We start from the raw sequence: 19,269 nt of genomic DNA, 5'->3' as shown, positions 1-19,269 counted from the left end.
TGAAGCTGTAGAACAGCGACTCCTGCGGCACGGTTCGCTCGCCCATCATCCAAACGTCTCCCGCCAACCGGCTGGAGTGAATCAGACCGTCACCGCGACTTCAAGGGCGGGTTTTTCAACATAATCGGTGGAAAGCGGACGTAGGGCGCGGCATCATGTTCCGCGGGAGGTGACCGGATGTTTGATACGAGTGGCGCATTCAAGAAGCAGTTCACACGCGTGGAAGGCGGCTATCTTGTCTACCCTTCGCGGAAGATTGGCGGAAAACTCATCAGCGACGAGGAGTATGATCACCTTATCAAAGGATGGGAGCGAGCTGCTGGACGAACAGGCCGTTGGAAGGCGATAGGCATCATCATTGCTGTCATAGCGCTCTGGACGTTGTTGTCGGATCTCGTTTCCGTACCTGAATGGGGAGAATCTCTTCTCGTAGCGGCTATAGTCTTAGGAGTGTGTGCTTGGTTCCTTTGGGCCAGCACCACGCCTCGCCGCCTCGTGAGCGATCGACCAGCCATCACTCCGCCTAGGGGAGCGGCAGAGGCGCGGCGGGATGCAAGGGCTGCACTGAACTGGCCCTTTGTTGTTTTCGCGCTCATCCTCAGCGGAGCTATTTTTTTCGGCAGCGTCACTGCGAATGACCGCTCTCCTGGCGCATGGGCATGGCTCATAGGCAGCGGCGTCATGTCGGGGCTGTATGTCTGGATCGCAATCAAGAAGCTGACGGATCGAATGCGCTGAACGTCCGAATCTGGGGCGAGAGTTGCCATCCCCTACCCACCGACGAACGGCCACGCGGAGCTACGCCTCCCAATCTCCCGCATCCTCCACCTCGCTCGGCGGCTCGATGACGCCGCGCCAGGGCAGCGCATCCTCGCCCAGCCGGATGAAATGCTCCTCCGGATCGGCTTCCAGCGCGTCGATCGCGTCCTCGCCACCCAGCGCGATCTGCGCGTCCGCCGCCGCCCGGCGCGCGGCACAGGCCTCCAGCGCCGCGTTGATCGCCGCCTGCGCCTCGGCATCGAGCGTCACCCCGGCAAAGGACTCCAGCGCAGCCGCCGTCCGGTCGTCGCGCGCCGCCATGCTGTCGCCTGCCCCATCGCCGGTGATCACCGTGCGCACCGTCGTCGTGCTCGCCGCCGCGCCCGCCCCGCCTTCGCCCGTTCCCGCCGCCGCGCGGGCGGAGAAATAGTTGATGGTGGTCCGCTTGCCGTTCGCATCCTGGCCGTAATGGCGCAGGCAGAACATCAGCAGCGCGTCGTTGCGCTTGCGGCGAAAGCCCATCAGCTTGCCGCGGTCGAACACCGGGATCAGCTCGCCTTCGATCGCGCGGGTGAACGCCTCGTCCTTCAGACGGGCGAGACCGAAGTCGAGCGCCGCGTCCCAGGCGCGGCGAAAGCCCTCCGCGCCTGCCGCGCGGCGCAGCGCATAGGCATTGGCCTGCGCCATGTTGACCATGTTGGCTGCGCGCCGCACCGATCCGGTATCGGCGAGCGCTTCGATGAACGCCTTTTGCCGCTCGGGCGTCCAGCCATCGTGGCGATTGCGCTGGCGCGGCACCGGATCGAAGTCCGGCAGGTCGCGCGCCGCGCGCGGGACGGGCACTCGGTTCTGCATTGCTTCCGACTCCCTGAAGATGGGAAACCGGAAAGCCTGTACCGATTTTACCTGCTGTAGGACAGAATTTTGTTCCCGTTAGGTTCCATCTGCGGCACTTGCGTCTCCGCCGTTGCCGTCCGCGAACGGGTCATAGACCCGCAGCGCATCCGCCGCGTACATCAGCGCCGGGCCGCCGCCCATGGAAACGCTCTGGTGGAGGACGCCCAAACTCCCAAAAGAAAAAGCCCCCGCCGTCGCCGGCAGGGGCCCTTTCTTCACCGTATCGGAAGTGCTTACGCGGCCGACTTCGCCCGGCTCTGGCGCTTGCGCTCGTTCGGATCGAGGAAGCGCTTGCGCAGACGGATGTTCTTCGGGGTCACTTCCACCATCTCGTCGTCGTCGATGTACGCGATGGCCTGTTCCAGCGTCATCTTCTTCGGCGGGGTCAGGCGGATCGCGTCGTCCTTGCCTCCGCTAGCGCGGAAGTTGGTCAGCTGCTTCGCCTTCATCGGATTGACCTCGAGGTCTTCCGTCTTGGCGTTCTCGCCGATGATCATGCCTTCATACAGCGCTTCGCCATGGCCGACGAACAGGATGCCGCGCTCTTCGAGCGGACCCAGCGCATAGCCCTGGGCTTCACCGGCGCCGTTGGAGATCAGCACGCCGTTCTTGCGGCCTTCGATCTTGCCCTTGTACGGCCCGTACTTCTCAAACAGGCGGTTCATGATGCCGGTGCCGCGGGTGTCCGACAGGAACTCGCCGTGATAGCCGATCAGGCCGCGCGACGGGGCCGAGAAGGTGATGCGGGTCTTGCCGCCACCGCTCGGACGCATGTCGGTCATCTCGGCCTTGCGCTGGTTCATCTTGTCGACGACCGTGCCCGAGAATTCCTCGTCCACATCGATCACGACGGTCTCATACGGCTCCTCGCGGCCGTTCTCGCCGTCGCGGAACAGCACGCGCGGACGGCTGATGCCGAGCTCGAAGCCCTCGCGGCGCATCGTCTCGATCAGCACGCCGAGCTGAAGTTCGCCGCGGCCGGCGACTTCGAAGCTGTCCTTCTCGTCGCTCTCGGTGATCTTGATCGCGACGTTCGATTCCGCCTCGCGGAACAGGCGGTCGCGGATCATGCGGCTGGTCACCTTGCTGCCCTCGCGGCCCGCCATCGGCGAGTCGTTGACGGCGAAGCGCATCGACAGCGTCGGCGGATCGATCGGCTGCGCCTGGAGCGGCACGCTGACCGAGGTGTCGGCGATGGTGTTCGACACGGTGGCGACGGCGAGGCCGGCGAGGCTGATGATGTCGCCCGCCTTGGCTTCTTCCACCGGCACGCGGTCGAGGCCGCGGAACGACATGATCTTCGAGGCGCGACCGGTCTCGATGATGTTGCCTTCGTTATCCAGCGCGTGGATCGGCTGGTTCATGCGCACCGTGCCGCTCTCGACGCGGCCGGTGAGGATGCGGCCGAGGAAGTTGTCGCGGTCGAGCAGCGTGACGAGGAACTTGAACTCCGCGTCCGGGTCCACCTGCGGCGGCGGCACATGGTCGACGATCTTCTGGAACAGCGGGGTCAGCGTGCCCTCGCGCGCTTCGGGATCGTCCGAGGCATAGCCGTTGCGGCCCGAGGCGTAGAGCACCGGGAAGTCGAGCTGCTCGTCGGTCGCCTCCAGCGTCACGAACAGGTCGAACACTTCGTCGAGCACTTCCTGCACGCGCGAATCGGCGCGGTCGATCTTGTTGACGACCACGATCGGACGCAGGCCCAGCTTCAGCGCCTTGCCGGTCACGAACTTGGTCTGCGGCATCGCGCCTTCGGACGAATCCACCAGCAGGATCACGCCGTCGACCATGCTCAGGATGCGCTCCACCTCGCCGCCGAAATCGGCGTGGCCGGGCGTGTCGACGATGTTGATGCGGATGCTGTTCTCTTCGGTGCCGTCGGGCGACCAGTCGACCGAGGTCGGCTTGGCGAGAATCGTGATCCCGCGCTCCTTCTCGAGGTCGTTCGAGTCCATCGCACGCTCTTCGACGCGCTGGTTGTCGCGGAAGGTGCCGGACTGGCGGAAGAGCTGGTCGACGAGGGTGGTCTTGCCATGGTCGACGTGTGCGATGATCGCCACGTTACGGAGGTTCATGCGATTTCCTGATTGGCGCGGAAGCGCGCGTACGGGCGGGCCCATAGCGGAAATGGTGCGTCGCGGGAAGGCCCCCGTATTTCCCGTTAGAGGATTCGATGTATCGTGATCCGCACCGCCGGCCCCTTGCCCTCTGGCGGGGTGCCGATCGTGCCGGTGAAGATCGACTGGTTGAGCCAGCCATGGGGACCATCCGGCACCTCGAACCAGGGAGTCGTGCGCACATAAGGGCGCTTGGGATCGCGGCTGATCAGCCCCTTGTTGATCACATGGATCAGCGTGCCGTCCTCGACCTGCATCATATAGTCGGCATGAATGTCGAGCATCCCGTCGGGGCGCTCCAGCTGCCAGTCCATGCCGCCCGCCAGCACGGTGCCGCGAATGCGCGGCCCCTCGAAGCTGCCGCCGGTGATCGGGATGCGGTTGCGAACGCCGTACGGCGTGCGGCCCACGGGGGTCGCCGCGCCGAGGGTGACGATGGCGTCATAGGCGAACTCCAGCGCCAAGCTTGCCTCCGGCGGCGCCTCCGCATCGGGGGCAATACCGCCCGCCAGCCCTGCGAGTCCCATCGCCCCCAGCATGTCGCGTCGCTGCATCCGCCCCTCCCCTTTGCTATGCGCCAATACAATGCGCGGGGTCTCGGCCGGTCAAGTTGCAATCGCGGGTGCCCTAGCTACATGACACACTTGCGGGATACGTGCTTCGCCTGCATGGTTATCCCCTCGGAGTTGGAGAGAGAAGCGACGATGGCGACTGTGACGGATACCGCAGAACAGGGTCTGGTGCTCACGCCCCCCGATCCCGTGCCTGTCGTGGCGCCCGAAAAGGCTGCCGGGCTGGTGCCGGTCGAAGACGCCAAGAAGTCCGAGCTCGACAAGCGCGTCGACGGCTTCATCGACGATCTGATCGCGCAGGACGTGAACTCGCCCGAGTTCGGCAAGCGCGTCGATGCGATCGCGGCGATGGGCCAGAAGGAAATCCGCGACGCCGCCGGGCAGTCGAACCGCTTCCTCGATCGGCCGGTCCGCGCGATGGGCAGCGAAGGCGGCGTCGGCGCAGACCTGCTGGCACTGCGCAAGACGGTGGAAGACCTCGATCCCTCGCGCAACGGCAAGCTGATCGGCGGCAAGGACGGCTTCCTGTCGAAGATCTTCGGCGGCGGCGGGCTGACCAACTATTTCCGCAAATACCAGTCGTCGCAGAGCCACATCAACGCGGTGCTCAAGAGCCTGGCCAACGGCAAGGACGAGCTGCTGCAGGACAATGCCGCGATCGCCACCGAGCGCGCCAATCTGTGGAACGCGATGGGGCGGCTGGAGCAGATGATCTATCTGTCCAAGGCGATGGACGAAAAGCTCGAGGACAAGGCCAACGAGCTGGACCACACCGATCCCGCCAAGGCCAAGGCGATCCGCGAGACCGCGCTCTTCTACGTCCGCCAGCGCACCCAGGACCTGCTCACCCAGATGGCGGTGACGGTGCAGGGCTATCTCGCGCTCGATCTGGTCAAGAAGAACAATGTCGAGCTGATCAAGGGCGTCGACCGCGCCTCGACCACCACCGTCTCGGCGCTGCGCACCGCGGTGACCGTCGCCCAGGCGCTGAACAACCAGAAGCTGGTGCTCGACCAGATCACCGCGCTCAACACCACCACCGCCAACCTGATCGAATCGACCGGCCAGCTGCTCAAGAGCCAGACCGCAGCGATCCACGAACAGGCGGCGAGCGCGACGATTCCCGTGGAGACGCTGCAGCGCGCGTTCCAGAACATCTACGACACGATGGACGCGATCGACACCTTCAAGCTCAAGGCGCTCGACAGCATGAAGGTGACGGTCAACACGCTGTCGAGCGAGGTCGAGAAGTCGAAGGGCTATATCGCCCGCGCCGAGGGTGCCGAGCAGAACCGGCTGGGCGGCCCGACCGACGGCTTCAAGCTGGAGGCGATGTAAGCCGCGATGCCGAGTGACGTGGACCGCCTGCTCGCCCGTGGCGAGGAACTGATCGAGCGTTCGCGCGCCCGCACCGAAGGCGCGCTCGCCACCCGCACCCGCAAGCGGCGCGAGGCGGAGATCCTCGCACGCCTCGGGCGGATCGCGGCGGCGGATGCGGTGATTCTCATCGCCGCGATCACGATCGGCATGTTCGTGCCGCTCGGCATGTTCGGCGCACTCGCGGTGATGGCGCTGCTGATCCTGGCGACGCTGGTCTTCGCGTCGCTGCCGGTGACCAGCGCGCCGCGCGTCGAGCAGCTGGTGCAGGTGCCGCTCAAGGCGCTGCCGTCCACCACCGAACGCTGGCTGGAGACGCAGCGGCTGGCCCTGCCCGCGCCTGCCCGCACGCTGGTCGACTCGATCGGGGTGAAGCTGGAAACGCTGGCGCCGCAGCTCGCGCGGCTGGACGAGGCCTCGCCGGCGGCGAACGAGGTCCGCAAGCTGATCGGCGAGCAGCTGCCGGAGCTGGTCAAGGGCTATGGCCGCGTGCCCGAGCCGCTGCGCACCGTGCCGCGCAACGGCATGACGCCCGACCAGCAGCTGGCGCAGGGGCTGCAGGTGATCGACGAGGAAATCGCCGAGATGACCGCGCAGCTCGCCCAAGGCGATCTCGACGCGTTCGCGACCCGCGGCAACTTCCTGCAGATCAAGTACAAGGACGACGAACTGGGCTAAGCGAGGCGCGCCCCTCTCCACCCGCGCTCCCCTCCCGCTTGCGGGAGGGCTCGGGGGAGGGACTGACGAGGAGATGGCGCGGCCCAAGCTGCAACGTCCCCTCTCCTTGCCCCTCCCGCAAGCGGGAGGGGAACATGCACCATCAGAGCAAGGCGAGCAGATACCGGATCAGGTCGGCGATCCCGCTCGCGCTGACCGGCAGCAGCAGCAGGACCAGCGCGTAGACGAGGAACATCCGCGTCAGGAATCGCTCGCGCCGGCCCGGCGGCAAAGGCACGGGCCGCGGCGGTTCCGGCCGGGGCCAGACGCGATTCTCGTCGAAGAACATCGCTGGCCAAGGTGCCGTATCCCGCCAAAGCCCGCAACCGCCCCTTGGGCCAGCGGAGCGCATCATCGGACCGGCCGACCCCCTAGGAGCTTTGCGTAGAGACCCCGCCGCCGCGCCGTGGCAGGCGATGCGATCAGGCGCGCTCCATGACCACTCCCTCCCCCATCCAACGCCCCAGCGTGTTGCTCGTCGAAGACGATGACGGCGTGCGCCGGTCGACCCAGCTGCTGCTGCACGGGCAGGGCTATCAGGTGCGGGCGCACAGCGTCGCCGGGGCCTCGCTCGCCGATCCCGCGTCCCTCAGCGCCGACTATCTGGTCGCCGATTACTGCCTGCCCGACAGCGACGGCATCGCCCTGCTGCGGGCGCTGCACGCGCGGGGCTGGACCGGCCGCGCGGTGCTGATGACCGGCTATCCCAGCCCCGGGCTGACCGCCGAGGCGGAAGCGACCGGCTATGCCACACTGCTCGAAAAGCCGCTGCGTATGCACGAACTTCTCGGCGCGCTGGGCGACTGAATCCGATGGATGCTCCCCCGCCAGGGGGAGGATCCATCGCTAGGCCACCACCTCGGCATCCTCGCGCTTTTCCGGGCGGATATAGATCGAGCTGAGCTGGGGCAGCGCCGCCTTGAGCTTGGCCTCGATCCGCTCGATCAGCGTCTCGGCCTCGCCCATCGCCAGGCCGTCGTCGAAATCGGCGCTGATCGCCACGAACACGCGATCGGGCGCGGTGTGGATGGTGCGGACATGGTTGACGGCGGTGATGCGCGGCTCGGCCTCCAGCATCGCGCGAACCTGGGCGATCAGCTCCGGGTTGGCGCGCTCGCCGATCAGCAGGCCCTTGGCCTCGCGCGCCAGCAGCGTCGCGACCGCGGCGAGGATCAGCCCGATCACGATCGAGGCCGCACCATCGATCCGCGGGTCACCCCAGGCATGGCTGGCCCAGACGCCCACGCCCGCGACGACCAGCCCGGCAAGCGCCGCCGAATCCTCGAACAGCACGATGAAGCCGGCGGGGTCCTTCGATTCCCGAATCGCGTTCCACCAGCCGCAATCGCCCTTGCCTGCGCGAAACTCGCGGATCGCGATGACCCAGCTGGTGCCCTCCATCGCGGTGGCGATGCCGAGCACGATGTAATTGACCAGCGGGTCGCGCAGCGGCTCCGGGTCGAGGATGTGGAGCCAGCCCTCATAGACCGATACGCCCGCGCCCAGCCCGAAGATCAGGATCGCGACGACGAAGGCCCAGAAATAGAGTTCGCGGCCATAGCCGAAGGGATGTTCGGCATCAGGAGGGCGCTTGGCGCGGCGCTGGCCGTAGAGCAGCAGGATCTGGTTGAAACTGTCGACCAGGCTGTGCACGCCCTCGGTGAGCATCGAGGACGAGCCGGTGATCGCCGCCGCAACGAACTTCGCGACGGCGATCCCGACATTGGCGGCGAGCGCCGCATAGAGAACGATATTGGCGCGCCAGCCCGACGCGGGAGACGCGGCCATACGCGCCGGCCTCAGTCGAGGCCGAGCTTGTGCAGGGCCTTGTCGATCAGGCCCTTGTCCTCCTTGCCCTCGGCGCGATCGGCTTCCGCCTTAGCGTCATAACCCGAGCTTTCCGGAATGTCGTTGTTGTGCACCGGCTGGGTCGAGGCGGGCGGATCGGAGGCGTCCATCGACTCGTCGAGCGCGCGATCGAGACGGGCTTCCTTGCTCGCCGGATCGCGGGCGAGCCGCTCCTCGATCGAGGAATCGGTGCCGGCATCGGCGGAATGCGCCGCGCCCTTGGCGTCGTCATCGGCGCGGGGGTCGGGAGCGACCGACATCCGGTCCATCGCAGGGTCGAGGGGATTGTTGGTCATGCTGCACTCTCCTGAGCGTTACCCGGATTAAACGGACATGCCGGGAGTCGCGTTCCGTGCCTGCCCGACCACGCAAAACAAAAGGCCCGGCGGATCGCTCCGCCGGGCCCCTTTGTCTTCCGTTCCGCGCGGGATCAGTCGCGCGAGCTGCCGAACAGGCGCAGCAGGAACAGGAACATGTTGATGAAGTCGAGATAGAGGTTCAGCGCCCCCATGATCGCGACCTTGCCCTGCTCCGGCGTGCCGGCGACATAGCTGTAGATGCTCTTGATCTTCTGCGTGTCATAGGCGGTGAGGCCGGCGAAGATCAGCACGCCGACGACGCTGATCACCAGGCTCATCACGCCCGACTGCAGGAAGATGTTGACGATCGACGCGACGAGCAGCCCCACCAAGCCGATGATCAGGAAGGTGCCGAAGCCCGACAGATCCTTCTTGGTGGTGTAGCCATAGAGGCTCAGCGCGCCGAAGCCGGCGGCGGTGCCGAAGAACACCTGGGCGATCGACATGTCGGTATAGGTGGTGAAGATCGTCGAGAGCGACGCACCCAGCAGGCCGGCATAGGCGAAGAACAGCACCTTGAGCGTGCCCTCCGACATGCGGCTCTGGCCGAAGCTCATCGCGAACACGATCGCCAGTGGCGAGAGCATCGCCACCCAGCCGAGCAGCGTCGGCTGCAGCGACAGGCCGCGGCTGGTTTCCACCACCTGGAACAGCAGCGCCTGCAGCGAGGCGACCTTGCCGAACGCCAGCGCGACGATGCCGGTCAGCAGCACGCCGGACAGCATGTAGTTGTAGACCGACAGCATGTACGACCGGAGCCCCGCGTCATGCGCCGCGGCGCGTGCACTCGCGGTCGCGAAGGGCGACTCGCTCGTGCGGGGATCGGACCAGTTAGCCATTCGAAAAACTCCTTTGCCCGGCGCAGTGCCGGATGGCTGGAATATCGGCCTCGCCACAGGGGTTTTCAAGCGAAACCGGGCCCAGCAACGTTTCGAAACAGAGGCGGCGAAGACTTCTCGTTCGCTTTGAACAAGCTAGCGGGTCGGCTAGAATATTGGTGATGCATCGTCTGTTCGTCGGCTTCCGCCCTCCGTCTGCGATTCGCGCGCAATTGCTCGGCCTTGCGGGCGGCGCGCCCGGCGCGCGCTGGCAGAGCGACGAGCAACTCCACTGCACGCTGCGCTATATCGGCGAGGTCGAGCGGCCGGTGGCGGAGGACATCGCGCTCGCGCTTGGCGCGGTCCGCTTCGCGCCGTTCGAGCTGGCGGTCGCCGGCGTCGGGGAGTTCGACTCGCGCGGGCGGCCCAACGCGCTCTGGGCCGGGCTGCGGCCGCACGAGACGGTAACGCAGCTCCACCACAAGATCGACCAGGCGCTGGTCCGCGCCGGCCTGGCGCCCGAACGCCGCGCCTATCTGCCGCACATCACGCTGGCCCGGATGAACGCACAGGCAGGCGCCAACGAGCGCTTCCTCGAGGCGCATGCCGGGCTCGCCAGCGCGCTCTTCACCGTCGACAGCTTCCTGCTCTACGAAAGCCATCTCGGCCGCGAGGGCGCGAGCTACGAGGCGATCGAACGCTACAAGCTGCGGGGCTGAGCGCCCGCAACGCCGTCCGCCACCAGCGCCATCGCGGCGCGGACCATGCCGTCCTCGGCGGGCACCTTGCCGTCGAGCGCCAGCGTCGACAGGCCATGCACCACCCCCCAGGCGGCGAGCGTCGCCGGGCCGGGATCGCCGCCCGTCAGGCTCGCCACGCGGCGCGACAGGATCGCGAAGGCCTCGCCATAGTGCTTGGGTTGCACCGCGCAGCCGGGATTGCCGCCGAACATCAGCCGGAACATCGCCGGGTGGGCCTGCGCGAACCGGAAATAGGCGATGCCTTGCGAGACCAGTGCCGCCTTGGCCGGCTCGGCGCGGTCTGCTTCGGCCAGCACCGCCGCGAGTTCGGCGAACCCCGCCTCCGCCACCGCGCCAAGGAGGGCCGCCTTGTCCGCGAAGTGCCGATAAGGCGCCATCGCCGATACGCCGGTCGCCTTGGCCAGCGCGCGCAGCGTCACCCCGGCCTCGCCCTGCTCGTCCAGCAATGTGGTCGCGGCGTCGATCAGACGCGCGCGCAGTCCGTCCGCAGTTTCCATCTTGTTTACACCGTAAACTGCCCGTATCGTGTACAGTGTAAACAAGGAGACTCGCCATGCAAGCCAACACGCTCCGCGAGACGGTCGATCTCGCGGCCTATCCGGAACTGATTGTCGTGATCCTGGGATTCAAGCTGCGCCGCTGGCGCGCACTTCCCGCGATGCTGCGGATCGGCCGCGGGCTGGCCGAGATCAAGAAGAACCCGCCCGACGGGCTGCTCGCCGAGGACGGGATGCTGTTCGGCTGGAACCATGTCGGCTTCCGCCAATATTGGCGCGACCTGCCGAGCCTGGAGGCCTTCACCCGCAGCGCGCCGCACAGCATCTGGTGGCGCGAGTTCCTCAAGGACCCGCAGGGGGCCGGCTTCTGGCACGAGGCCTATAGCGCGCGCGGCATCGAGGCGGTGTACGTCAACCTGCCCGGCCAGCGGCTCGGGCTCGGCATGTTCGCGCCGATTGCCAAGCCGGTGGGCACGCTGATGTCCTCTCGGCAGCGCCTCCACGCCCATATGGGGATGGAGGGCTAAGCCGGGCGGGCGTCGTCAGAACGACGCCCAGTCGCCGTCCGCCATCGCGGGAGCCGGGGCTGGCCGACCACCCGCGCCGCCGCGCTTCGACAGATTCGGGCGCTGCAGCGGCAGGCTCATCCGCGGATTGTGTCCCTCGCCCACGTTGAAGGCCTGGGCCGAACGCTTCAGCGCCTCGACTTCACCGCTCAGGTTGCGGGCGGCGGCAGAGGTTTGCTCGACCATCGCGGCGTTCTGCTGGGTCGCCTGGTCCATCACCGTGATGGCAGTGCTGATCTCGCCGATCGACGAGGCCTGGGCCTGGTTGGCAGTCGCCATGCTGCCGAGCAGGCCGTGCACTTCGCGCACGTCGGTGGCGATCGCGGCGAAGGCATCGTCAACGCGCTGGACCATGCCCACCGCCGCGGTAACGTCGGCCTGGGTGGTGGTCAGCTGATCCCGGGCGCGGCCAGCCTCCTCCTCGGCGCGCATCGCCAGGGCGGAGACGAGGTCGGCGACCACCGCGAAGCCGCGCCCGGCCTCACCGGCGCGACCGGCCTCGACGGCGGCGTTCATCGCGAGAACGCGCGTCTGAAAGGCGATCTTGTCGAGACCCTCGATCACGTCGTCGATGCCCTTGGCGCTTTCCGACACCCGGCTCATCGCCGACACCGCCTCGTCGGCGACGTCGCGGCCGGCCTGGACCGACGCGATCGCGCCGTCTGCGCGCGCCACCGTCTGGCTGGCGCTGCCGGCGGTGCTGCGCAGCCGCTGATCCATCTCGGCGATCGAGTGGACGGTTTCCTGGAGGCTCGCAGCGGCACTTTCAGTGCGGCGCGAGAGATCCTCGGAGGCAACCGCGATCTGGGCGGAGCCGGTGCTGATCGTCTCCGCCGACGTCGCGACCGAGCGTACCAGTTCGCGCAGTGCGGCCAGCGCTTCGTTGAAATTGGTCTTGAGCACCGCATTGGTGCCGGGGAAATCGGCGGTGACGTCGGCGGTCAGGTCGCCCTTGGCGAGCCGCTCGAGCGACTGGCCGAGCACCCGCACGACCTCGGCCTGCTGCTCGGCGGCCTCGCGCTGCGCGACGGCGGCATCGCGGAAGACGAGCATCCCGCGCGAGATGCGGCCGACGCAATCCTCATATTCGGTATGCGCGATGGGCGCGGCGAGGTCGCCGGCGGCGAGGCCCTCCATCCGCACGACGGTCGCGACATAGGGATCGGCAATCACGCGGGCGAACATGCGGGTGAGCACGAAGGCGGTGGCGATTACCACCACGTTGAGCCCCAGCATCACCCAGTGCGGCAGCACCAGGTTCAAAACGGCCAGGACCACCATGATCCCGATCATCGCGCCGAAGGTGACCTTCAGCTTCTCCCGAATGGGAGCCTTTACTTCCAACCAGTGCAGCATGTTCGTCCCTAACCCGTCGGGTGCCTGACTTGCTCCGCCGGCCCCGCGTTGCGCCCACCCAGCTGCATTGTAGAGGAGTAGAGGTTGATAAAGTTCATTCTGACATGTGTCGGAAACAATTTGTCTGAAACCCTCAACCCGAAATGAGAGGGTGGCCCGGGTCAATCCCGCCCGGGATCGATCAGGAACTTCTCGCCGGTCGCCTTGCGCTCATAGGCGCGCAGCACGTCCGGCTGCAGTGCCTCCGCGAGCCCGATGGTGCGGGTGTAGCGGCTGGCGAAGGTGGTGGTGAGCTCGGCCAGGATGCGCTGCCGCATCGCCCCCAGCGCCTCCATGCCCGCGCGGCGCAGGAACGGCGTCAGCAGCCAGCCCGAGACGCTCCACTGGAAACCGAAGGCCAGCCGGTTGAGCGTGGTCGGTGCCATGTCGAGCGCGCCGTAGATATAGAGCTGCTTGAACTGTTCGGATCCATAGCGGCTATATTCGGTCATCTTGCGCACCGCAGCCGCTTCCATCGCCTGGAGGATGTCGCTGCCCAGCGAGCCGCCGCCGATCGCATCGAAGGCCACGGTGGCGCCGGTCTCGGCCACCGCATCGGTCAGCTTGGCGCGGAAATCCTCGTCGCGGCTGTTCACCACATGGGTGGCGCCGATGTCGCGCAGGATCGCCGCCTGTTCCTCGGAACGGACGATGTTGACCAGCGGCACCCCGTCGGCGAGGCAGATCTTCTGCAGCATCTGCCCCAGGTTCGAGGCCGCGGCGGTGTGGACGATCGCACTGTGCCCGTCGCGCCGCATCGTCTCGACGAAGCCGAGCGCGGTCAGCGGATTGACGAAGATCGCCGCGCCGTCCGCCGCCGCCGTCCCTTCGGGCAGTTCGACAACGTCGCGGGCCTTGAGCACGCGATAGTCGGCGAACATCGCGCCGCCTACCGCCGAAACGCGCTTGCCCATCAGCGCAGCGGCATCGGCCCCGGCGGCGACCACGGTACCCGCGCCTTCATTGCCCACCGGCATCGACTGGCCGAGCCGCGCCTTCATGCTGCCGAGCCGGCCCTTCGGCACTTCGAACACGAGCGCATCGCCGTCTGTACGCAGCGTATCGACCTGCGCGGGGCCGAGCAGCAGGCCGAGGTCACTCGGATTGATCGGTGCCGCCTCGATGCGGACGATCACTTCGTCCGCGGCCGGGTCGTCATAGGTCACCTGCTCCAACGACAGCCGCAGCGTGCCGTCCTCGCCCAGCGTCGAGCGCAGTTCGCGTCCGGTGAATGCCATGGATTCCTCTCCTTCGGTTTGTTCAACGCGTTTGTACGAGTTCTTCTACCAGCCGGTCGGCCGCCGTACGCACCTCGGCCCAGGTGCGGTCGAAGCCCTCCGGCCCGCCATAATAGGGATCGTCGACGGCGCGGCCTTCCCAGCCGGGTACCGCATCGAGCAGCAGCCGCAGCCGGGCGCGAGCGCCGTCGGGCGCGATCCGGCGCAGGTCGGCGAGGTTCTGCGGATCGAGCGCGAGGATATGGTCAAACCGGTCGAAATCCTCGCGCGTCACCTGGCGTGCGCGCTGGCCGGTGATGTCGATGCCGTGCTTGGCCGCGGCTGCGATCGAGCGGCGATCGGGCTGCTCGCCGGCATGCCAGCCGCCCGTCCCCGCCGAGTCGGCGATCACCGCCACACCCGCATCTTCCGCCGCCGCGCGAAACGCCGCCTCAGCCAGCGGCGAGCGGCAGATATTGCCCAAGCAGACGAACAGGAACGCCGGTTCGGCCATCGTGAAAATCATCCTTTCGTAAAACGGGTACGCTCTGCTAGCCTGACTGGCAACGGCACGCACAACGCCGAAGGAGAGGATATGGTCAGCATGCCCCCACCGCCCGACGGGGCGAAGGCGACCCCCTATGCGTGGTATGTGCTGTCGCTGCTGCTGCTCGTCTACATCCTCAACTTCATCGATCGGCAGATTGTTGCGATCCTCGCCGACGACATCAAGCGCGACCTGGGGCTGCGCGACCAGGATATCGGCTTTCTGTACGGCACCGCATTCGGGGTGTTCTACGCGCTGTTCGGCATTCCGCTGGGGCGGCTAGCGGACAATTGGCACCGGGTGCGGCTGATGACGGCGGGCCTGGCGCTCTGGTCGAGCATGACCGCGCTGTCCGGCTTCGCGCGCACCGGATTGGTGCTGGGGCTGGCGCGGATGGGGGTCGGCATCGGCGAGGCGACCGCCGGGCCCGCCGCCTATTCGCTGATCTCCGACTGGTTCCCGAAACGGCTGCGCGCCACCGCGCTCGCGCTCTATTCCTCGGGCGTCTATCTCGGCGGCGGCCTGTCGCTGTTCCTCGGCGCGCTGATCGTCCAGCGCTGGGACCAGGCCTATCCGGGCGGCGGACCGCTGGGGTTGGTCGGCTGGCAGGCGGCGTTCCTCGCGGTCGGCGTGCCGGGGCTGCTCGTCGCGGCGTGGATCGTCACGCTGCGCGAGCCGCCGCGCGGGCTTTCCGAGGGCATGGAGACCCCGCCCCACCCGGCCCCGTTTCGCGCCTTCTTCCAGGAGCTGCTGACCATCATTCCGCCCTTCACGCTGATCGGCGCCGCGCGGCTGGGTCCGGCGGCACTGGCGCGCAACCTGGCCGTGCTCGCACTGGTCGCCGGGCTGGTCGCGCTGCTCGTCCATCTCGGCGAGCCGCCCGCGCAATGGATCGCGGTGGGGATCGGCGTCTATGCGGTGTTCAGCTGGGCGACCGCGCTCAAGCGGCGCGACCCGCCGACCTATGCGCTGATCGTCGGCACGCCCGCCTTTCTGTGCGTGGTACTGGCGTACGGCCTCAACACCTTCCTCGCCTATGCGATGGCCGGGTTCGCGCCGAGCTTCCTCCGCCGCGCCTTCGATATCCCGCCCGAGCAGCTGGGGTCGCTCGGCTTCTGGATCGGTGCGCCGGTGGCGCTGGCGGGGTTCCTCGGCGTGACGATCGCCGGCCGCCTCGCCGATGCGCTGCGCGCGCGCAGCCCGGTGGGGCGGATCCACATACTGCTCTTCGCCTGCCTGGCGCCGATCCTGCCGATCATGCTGCTGTTCACCGCGCGCGACCTCAGCACCGCCTATGTGATGCTGCCGCTCGCGCAGTTCCTGATCTGTGGCGGGCTCGGTGCCGCCGCAGCGACGACGCAGGACCTGGTGCTGCCCCGCATGCGCGGCACCGCGACCGCCGCCTTCTTCATCGGCACGACGCTGATCGGCCTGGCGCTGGGCCCCTATTGCGCCGGGCGGATCGCGACGCTCACCGGCGATCTTGCGACGGGGGTGCTGGCGCTGCTCGCCAGCGTGCCCCTCGCGCTCGCTGCGATCGGAGCCGCCTATCGGCTGCTGCCGGCGGCGGAGGCGAGCAAGCTCGCCCGCGCCCGCGCCGCCGGGGAGGCCGTGTGACCGCTCAGACCGTCTGGAACACGCCGCAGGCGATGCGGCCGCCGCTGTTGCCGGCCGGATCGCTCTTGTAGTCATCCTCGCCGGCATGGACGACCAGCGCCGCGCCGTCCTGGTCCATCAGCTGCTCGAAGCTGCCGCCGGCGAGCGTGAAGCGCAGATGGCCCTGGCCCTTCTCGTCCACCTTCATGTTGGGCAGGTCGCCGGCATGCGGACCCATCGGATTCTCCTTGCCATGCTTGGTGGCGCCCGGGTTCCAGTGCCCGCCGGCACTGGCGAAATCGGGCGGCGTGCAGACGCCGGTGGTGTGGACATGCACGCCGTGCGGCCCGGGCGAGATGCCGTTCACGTCGACCAGCACGCGAATCGATCCCTCGACCTGCTCGGCCACCGCGGTGCCCACCACCTTGCCGCCCGCATCGTGCAGTTCCGCCTGGGCGCGGAAATGGCCGGCCATGTAGCGTTCGTTCTGCTGCGTCGTCGCGCAGCCGCCCAGCAGCATCCCGATCGCTGCCGCGCCTGCGCCGATTCCCCAAGCCTTCATCTTCAATCTCCCGGCGATGTCCTTGGTGCGTAATGGGCCTTCTTGCCCGCGGTTCCAAGGGCCTCGCGGGGTGGTTCGGTCCATCCGCCAGTCGCGTACGACCGATTGCTTCGGTTCGCCGCACCAGATCACACGTCCACCGCAGCTTTTACTTTTCGTTAACCTTCATTTACGACTTTGCTTCGTGGGACTGTCGCGGCAAAGCGCCTCCCGCAGGTTCACAGGGCCAAAAGTTTCACAGGGGAAGTATCATGCACCGGCTCGCCTTTGCGATGCTCGCTCTGCCCATGCTCGCCGCTTGCCAGGCGGCCACGACCAAGACGGATCTTCGCCCGATCGCGGTCGTCGAGATGCCGCCGCCGCCCCCCCTGTGGCGCACCCGCATCGCCGAGGCCGACATGCCGCGGCTGGAAAACCTGCCGGCCAGCTGGCGCCAGCTGTACGAGAATGTGCGCGCGCCGGTGCGCAAGCTGCAGGGCGCGGTGCTGGATCCCGATGCCGGCCAGCCGCACCCGGCGCTGCCCCCCGGCTCCTATCGCTGCCGCACCCTGCACCTGAAGCCCGGACCCGCCGGCCGCGCGCTGGTGCAGCCGAGCCCCGCCGGCTTCTGCTATATCTCCGCAACGAATGAGCTGAAGGACGATGCCCCGCTCGGCCTCGCCAAGCAGACCGGCACCGACATCGTCGCCGGCTATGTGTTTCCGGACGGCAAGCGCTACGTGTTCCTCGGCGCGCGCCAGGCCAAGCCCGGCGCCAACGACATCGGCTATGGCAATTCCGGCGCGCGCGACGTGGTGGGCATGGTCGAACGGTTCGGCACCTTCCGCTGGCGTCTCGCGGTACACGGCGCGGTGCCGGGCAGCGTCGACGTCTATGAGTTGACGCCCGTGCCGGCGGACGTCCAGCCCAAGGGCCGATCCTGACTGGGGCGGATCGAAACGTTTGTTCATCGGGGCGACAGGAACCGTTGCCGCAGTGCAACACCTTTGCCGCAAATGCTGCGCGGCGATGCAACCTTGGACGCAGCCCGGGCATTGTGCGCCCATCTCCGGCCGCTCCGCCTGTTGTGGCGGGCCCGGGCCGGAAGATGTGTGTTTCACCAGCGTAGAGGTTATCCCCCATGCGTAAGATCATTGCCGTCGCGGCAGCAGCTGCCGCGCTCCCCTTCGCCGTCCCCGCCTTCGCGCAGGACACCACCACCGGTTCCGGCACGATGGAGACGACCGCCGCGCAGGACAGCGGCACCCCGACCTCGCCGGACGGCTCCAAGGCCTTCGGCATCGAGCCCTATGTCGGCGTGCTCGGCGGCTGGGAGCAGTTCGACCGTCAGCCGAACGCCGGCATCCCGATCCAGCCGAACCGCTATCGCCTCGACGGCGCGATGGTCCAGGGCGTCGCCGGCGTGAACGTGCCGCTAGGCCCGGTGTTCGTCGGCGCCGAAGGTAACGTCGCCAAGGGCGTCAGCGGCGATATCGACTGGGAATATGGCGCCGCCGGCCGCTTCGGCCTGCGTGCTGGCGACAGCGGCCTGATCTACGGCAAGGTCGGCTATCAGTGGGTCAATTTCGACAAGAACGCCAACACCAACCGTGACTATCACGCGATGACCTACGGCGTCGGCGTCGAAGTCGGCCCGAAGGACATCGGCCTGGGCGGCATCACCGGCAACAGCGGCCTGCGCCTGCGCCTCGAGATGAACACGTTCAGCGATGCGAAGAGCTTCCGCCCGATGGCGGGTGTGATCGCGCACTTCTGATCGGGTCCACCGCCCTCCCTTCATGGGGAGGGCGGCATCCCCTTGATTCCCGTCAAGCCGCACCCGCCATTTTCGGCTAGGGCGCGTTGCCATGTCCGAATCGTCCCTCCCCTTCGACCGCGTCGGCGGCGAGGAATCCGTCCGCGCCATCGTCGACCGATTCTACGACCTGGTCGAGCAGGACCCCGCCTATGCGGCACTCCACGCGATGCACCAGCCGGACCTGACCGCGCTCCGCCACTCGCTCACCCGCTTCCTGGTCGCCTGGCTCGGCGGCCCGCGCGACTGGTTCGAAGCACGGCCGGGCATGTGCATCATGGGCTTCCACCGCCAGCTTGCCGTCACTGCGCAGACCGCGGCGCAATGGGCGCACGCGATGGACCGTGCGATTGCCGCCGATCCGGGCATAGAACCCGAAACCGCCCGCCAGATGAGCGAGGCGCTCCACCGCATGTGCCGCGCCATGGCGGTGCAGGCGCGCACCGCCGCCGAGGCCGCCGCTACTGCCGCCGCCGCCGGTTGATCCGCTTCGGAGCAGGTCTCCGCCGCCACCCTCATCGGATGCGCTACAAGGGGCCGCGTGATGAACGCGCGGATCACCCCCGTCGATACGCCGCTGGAAGTCGCCTGTGAACATTGCGGCCGCCTGGGGGTGACCCGCGAGGCGTGGGCGGAATGGAGCGTGGCCGAGCAGGCATGGGTGCTCAGCCACCTGTTCGATTTCGCCTTCTGCCACCACTGCCATCGGCCGACGCGGCCGGTCGAACGACCGGTCAGCGACACGGACCCGGCGGCGAAGGGAGCGGTTTGAAACGGGCGGCGCGGGTTAACCCCCTCTCGTGCTACCCGCAGCGCGCAAGCGCGGGGGACGGGTCTGCCGGGCGTTGAACCCCGGCAGGCCCGCAACT

Annotated in this window: 23 protein-coding genes; 11 read left to right on the top strand and 12 right to left on the bottom strand. The window is 67.7% G+C overall.

All coding sequences use genetic code 11. The features are described from left to right. The first annotated feature begins 177 nt into the window (after positions 1-177). On the top strand, positions 178-738 hold the full coding sequence (locus tag CA234_RS01300) for a hypothetical protein (protein WP_126000677.1): 561 nt from the start codon (positions 178-180) through the stop codon (positions 736-738). 60 nt (positions 739-798) lie between these two features. Here CA234_RS01300 and CA234_RS01295 read toward each other — a convergent pair whose 3' ends face one another. The 3 genes from CA234_RS01295 to CA234_RS01280 all read right to left on the bottom strand — a co-directional run bounded on the left by CA234_RS01295 (position 799) and on the right by CA234_RS01280 (position 4,327). Beyond that, a complete protein-coding gene (locus CA234_RS01295) occupies positions 799-1,614 on the bottom strand; it encodes a hypothetical protein (protein WP_241213130.1) in 816 nt (271 codons plus the stop codon). A 275-nt stretch (positions 1,615-1,889) separates the two neighbouring features. Continuing rightward, complete coding sequence (gene typA, locus CA234_RS01285; RefSeq protein ID WP_125977169.1) at positions 1,890-3,731, bottom strand: translational GTPase TypA; 1,842 nt, start codon at positions 3,729-3,731, stop codon at positions 1,890-1,892. Between the two features lie 86 nt (positions 3,732-3,817). After that, positions 3,818-4,327, bottom strand: coding sequence for a DUF3237 domain-containing protein (locus tag CA234_RS01280; RefSeq protein ID WP_125977170.1), 510 nt, complete (start codon positions 4,325-4,327; stop codon positions 3,818-3,820). Positions 4,328-4,477: 150 nt separating this feature from the next. On the opposite strand from CA234_RS01280, the gene CA234_RS01275 reads away from it, so the two are divergent. Then, the gene (locus CA234_RS01275) at positions 4,478-5,683 is read left to right on the top strand and encodes a toxic anion resistance protein (RefSeq protein WP_125977171.1); all 1,206 of its coding nucleotides are present in this window, start codon (positions 4,478-4,480) and stop codon (positions 5,681-5,683) included. A gap of 6 nt (positions 5,684-5,689) precedes the next feature. Further along, a complete protein-coding gene (locus tag CA234_RS01270; protein ID WP_125977172.1) occupies positions 5,690-6,400 on the top strand; it encodes a hypothetical protein in 711 nt (236 codons plus the stop codon). 142 nt (positions 6,401-6,542) lie between these two features. Here CA234_RS01270 and CA234_RS01265 read toward each other — a convergent pair whose 3' ends face one another. Beyond that, a complete protein-coding gene (locus tag CA234_RS01265) occupies positions 6,543-6,728 on the bottom strand; it encodes a hypothetical protein (RefSeq protein WP_125977173.1) in 186 nt (61 codons plus the stop codon). Between the two features lie 146 nt (positions 6,729-6,874). Between CA234_RS01265 and CA234_RS01260 the strand changes: the two genes are divergently transcribed. Beyond that, positions 6,875-7,246, top strand: a complete 372-nt coding sequence (locus CA234_RS01260) for a response regulator (protein WP_164521671.1) — start codon at positions 6,875-6,877, stop codon at positions 7,244-7,246. Between the two features lie 39 nt (positions 7,247-7,285). On the opposite strand, the gene CA234_RS01255 is transcribed toward CA234_RS01260, so the two are convergent. From CA234_RS01255 to CA234_RS01245, 3 genes are all read right to left on the bottom strand, one after another. Further along, positions 7,286-8,227, bottom strand: coding sequence for a cation diffusion facilitator family transporter (locus CA234_RS01255; RefSeq protein ID WP_126000676.1), 942 nt, complete (start codon positions 8,225-8,227; stop codon positions 7,286-7,288). Positions 8,228-8,238: 11 nt separating this feature from the next. After that, positions 8,239-8,583 carry a hypothetical protein gene (locus CA234_RS01250; protein ID WP_125977175.1) on the bottom strand — a complete coding sequence of 115 codons (345 nt, stop codon included), beginning with the start codon at positions 8,581-8,583 and terminating at the stop codon, positions 8,239-8,241. 134 nt (positions 8,584-8,717) lie between these two features. Further along, a complete protein-coding gene (locus CA234_RS01245; RefSeq protein WP_125977176.1) occupies positions 8,718-9,485 on the bottom strand; it encodes a Bax inhibitor-1/YccA family protein in 768 nt (255 codons plus the stop codon). 161 nt (positions 9,486-9,646) lie between these two features. Here CA234_RS01245 and thpR point away from each other — a divergent pair, with 161 nt between their 5' ends. Beyond that, positions 9,647-10,183 carry an RNA 2',3'-cyclic phosphodiesterase gene (gene thpR / locus CA234_RS01240; RefSeq protein ID WP_125977177.1) on the top strand — a complete coding sequence of 179 codons (537 nt, stop codon included), beginning with the start codon at positions 9,647-9,649 and terminating at the stop codon, positions 10,181-10,183. Here thpR and CA234_RS01235 read toward each other — a convergent pair. Beyond that, positions 10,165-10,722, bottom strand: a complete 558-nt coding sequence (locus tag CA234_RS01235; protein WP_241213129.1) for a TetR/AcrR family transcriptional regulator — start codon at positions 10,720-10,722, stop codon at positions 10,165-10,167. The genes thpR and CA234_RS01235 overlap by 19 nt on opposite strands. 56 nt (positions 10,723-10,778) lie before the next feature. Between CA234_RS01235 and CA234_RS01230 the strand changes: the two genes are divergently transcribed. Continuing rightward, positions 10,779-11,249, top strand: a complete 471-nt coding sequence (locus CA234_RS01230) for a DUF4188 domain-containing protein (RefSeq protein ID WP_125977178.1) — start codon at positions 10,779-10,781, stop codon at positions 11,247-11,249. 15 nt (positions 11,250-11,264) lie between these two features. On the opposite strand, the gene CA234_RS01225 is transcribed toward CA234_RS01230, so the two are convergent. From CA234_RS01225 to CA234_RS01215, 3 genes are all read right to left on the bottom strand, one after another. Continuing rightward, entirely contained in the window at positions 11,265-12,644 is a 1,380-nt protein-coding gene (locus CA234_RS01225; RefSeq protein WP_125977179.1) for a methyl-accepting chemotaxis protein, read from the bottom strand. 161 nt (positions 12,645-12,805) lie between these two features. Next, complete coding sequence (locus tag CA234_RS01220) at positions 12,806-13,921, bottom strand: zinc-binding dehydrogenase (protein ID WP_126000675.1); 1,116 nt, start codon at positions 13,919-13,921, stop codon at positions 12,806-12,808. 22 nt (positions 13,922-13,943) lie between these two features. Further along, the gene (locus CA234_RS01215) at positions 13,944-14,414 is read right to left on the bottom strand and encodes a low molecular weight protein-tyrosine-phosphatase (RefSeq protein ID WP_125977181.1); all 471 of its coding nucleotides are present in this window, start codon (positions 14,412-14,414) and stop codon (positions 13,944-13,946) included. Between the two features lie 81 nt (positions 14,415-14,495). Between CA234_RS01215 and CA234_RS01210 the strand changes: the two genes are divergently transcribed. Continuing rightward, positions 14,496-16,064, top strand: coding sequence for an MFS transporter (locus tag CA234_RS01210; RefSeq protein ID WP_125977182.1), 1,569 nt, complete (start codon positions 14,496-14,498; stop codon positions 16,062-16,064). A gap of 4 nt (positions 16,065-16,068) precedes the next feature. On the opposite strand, the gene CA234_RS01205 is transcribed toward CA234_RS01210, so the two are convergent. Beyond that, positions 16,069-16,605 (bottom strand): superoxide dismutase family protein, encoded by a 537-nt coding sequence (locus tag CA234_RS01205; protein WP_125977183.1) that lies wholly within the window; start codon positions 16,603-16,605, stop codon positions 16,069-16,071. Between the two features lie 272 nt (positions 16,606-16,877). Between CA234_RS01205 and CA234_RS01200 the strand changes: the two genes are divergently transcribed. The 4 genes from CA234_RS01200 (at position 16,878) to CA234_RS01185 (ending at position 19,172) form a co-directional block, all read left to right on the top strand. Further along, positions 16,878-17,528: a DUF4893 domain-containing protein gene (locus tag CA234_RS01200; RefSeq protein WP_241213127.1), complete on the top strand. Its 651-nt coding sequence runs from the start codon at positions 16,878-16,880 to the stop codon at positions 17,526-17,528. 197 nt (positions 17,529-17,725) lie between these two features. Continuing rightward, positions 17,726-18,361, top strand: coding sequence for an opacity protein (locus CA234_RS01195; RefSeq protein WP_125977185.1), 636 nt, complete (start codon positions 17,726-17,728; stop codon positions 18,359-18,361). A 91-nt stretch (positions 18,362-18,452) separates the two neighbouring features. Further along, complete coding sequence (locus CA234_RS01190; RefSeq protein ID WP_126000674.1) at positions 18,453-18,884, top strand: group II truncated hemoglobin; 432 nt, start codon at positions 18,453-18,455, stop codon at positions 18,882-18,884. 60 nt (positions 18,885-18,944) lie between these two features. Further along, positions 18,945-19,172: a hypothetical protein gene (locus CA234_RS01185; protein ID WP_125977187.1), complete on the top strand. Its 228-nt coding sequence runs from the start codon at positions 18,945-18,947 to the stop codon at positions 19,170-19,172. Positions 19,173-19,269 lie beyond the last annotated feature (97 nt).

The organism is Sphingomonas sp. ABOLE (assembly GCF_003950455.1).
GTDB lineage: Bacteria > Pseudomonadota > Alphaproteobacteria > Sphingomonadales > Sphingomonadaceae > Sphingomonas > Sphingomonas trueperi.
This window is presented reverse-complemented; position numbering and strand designations above follow the sequence as displayed.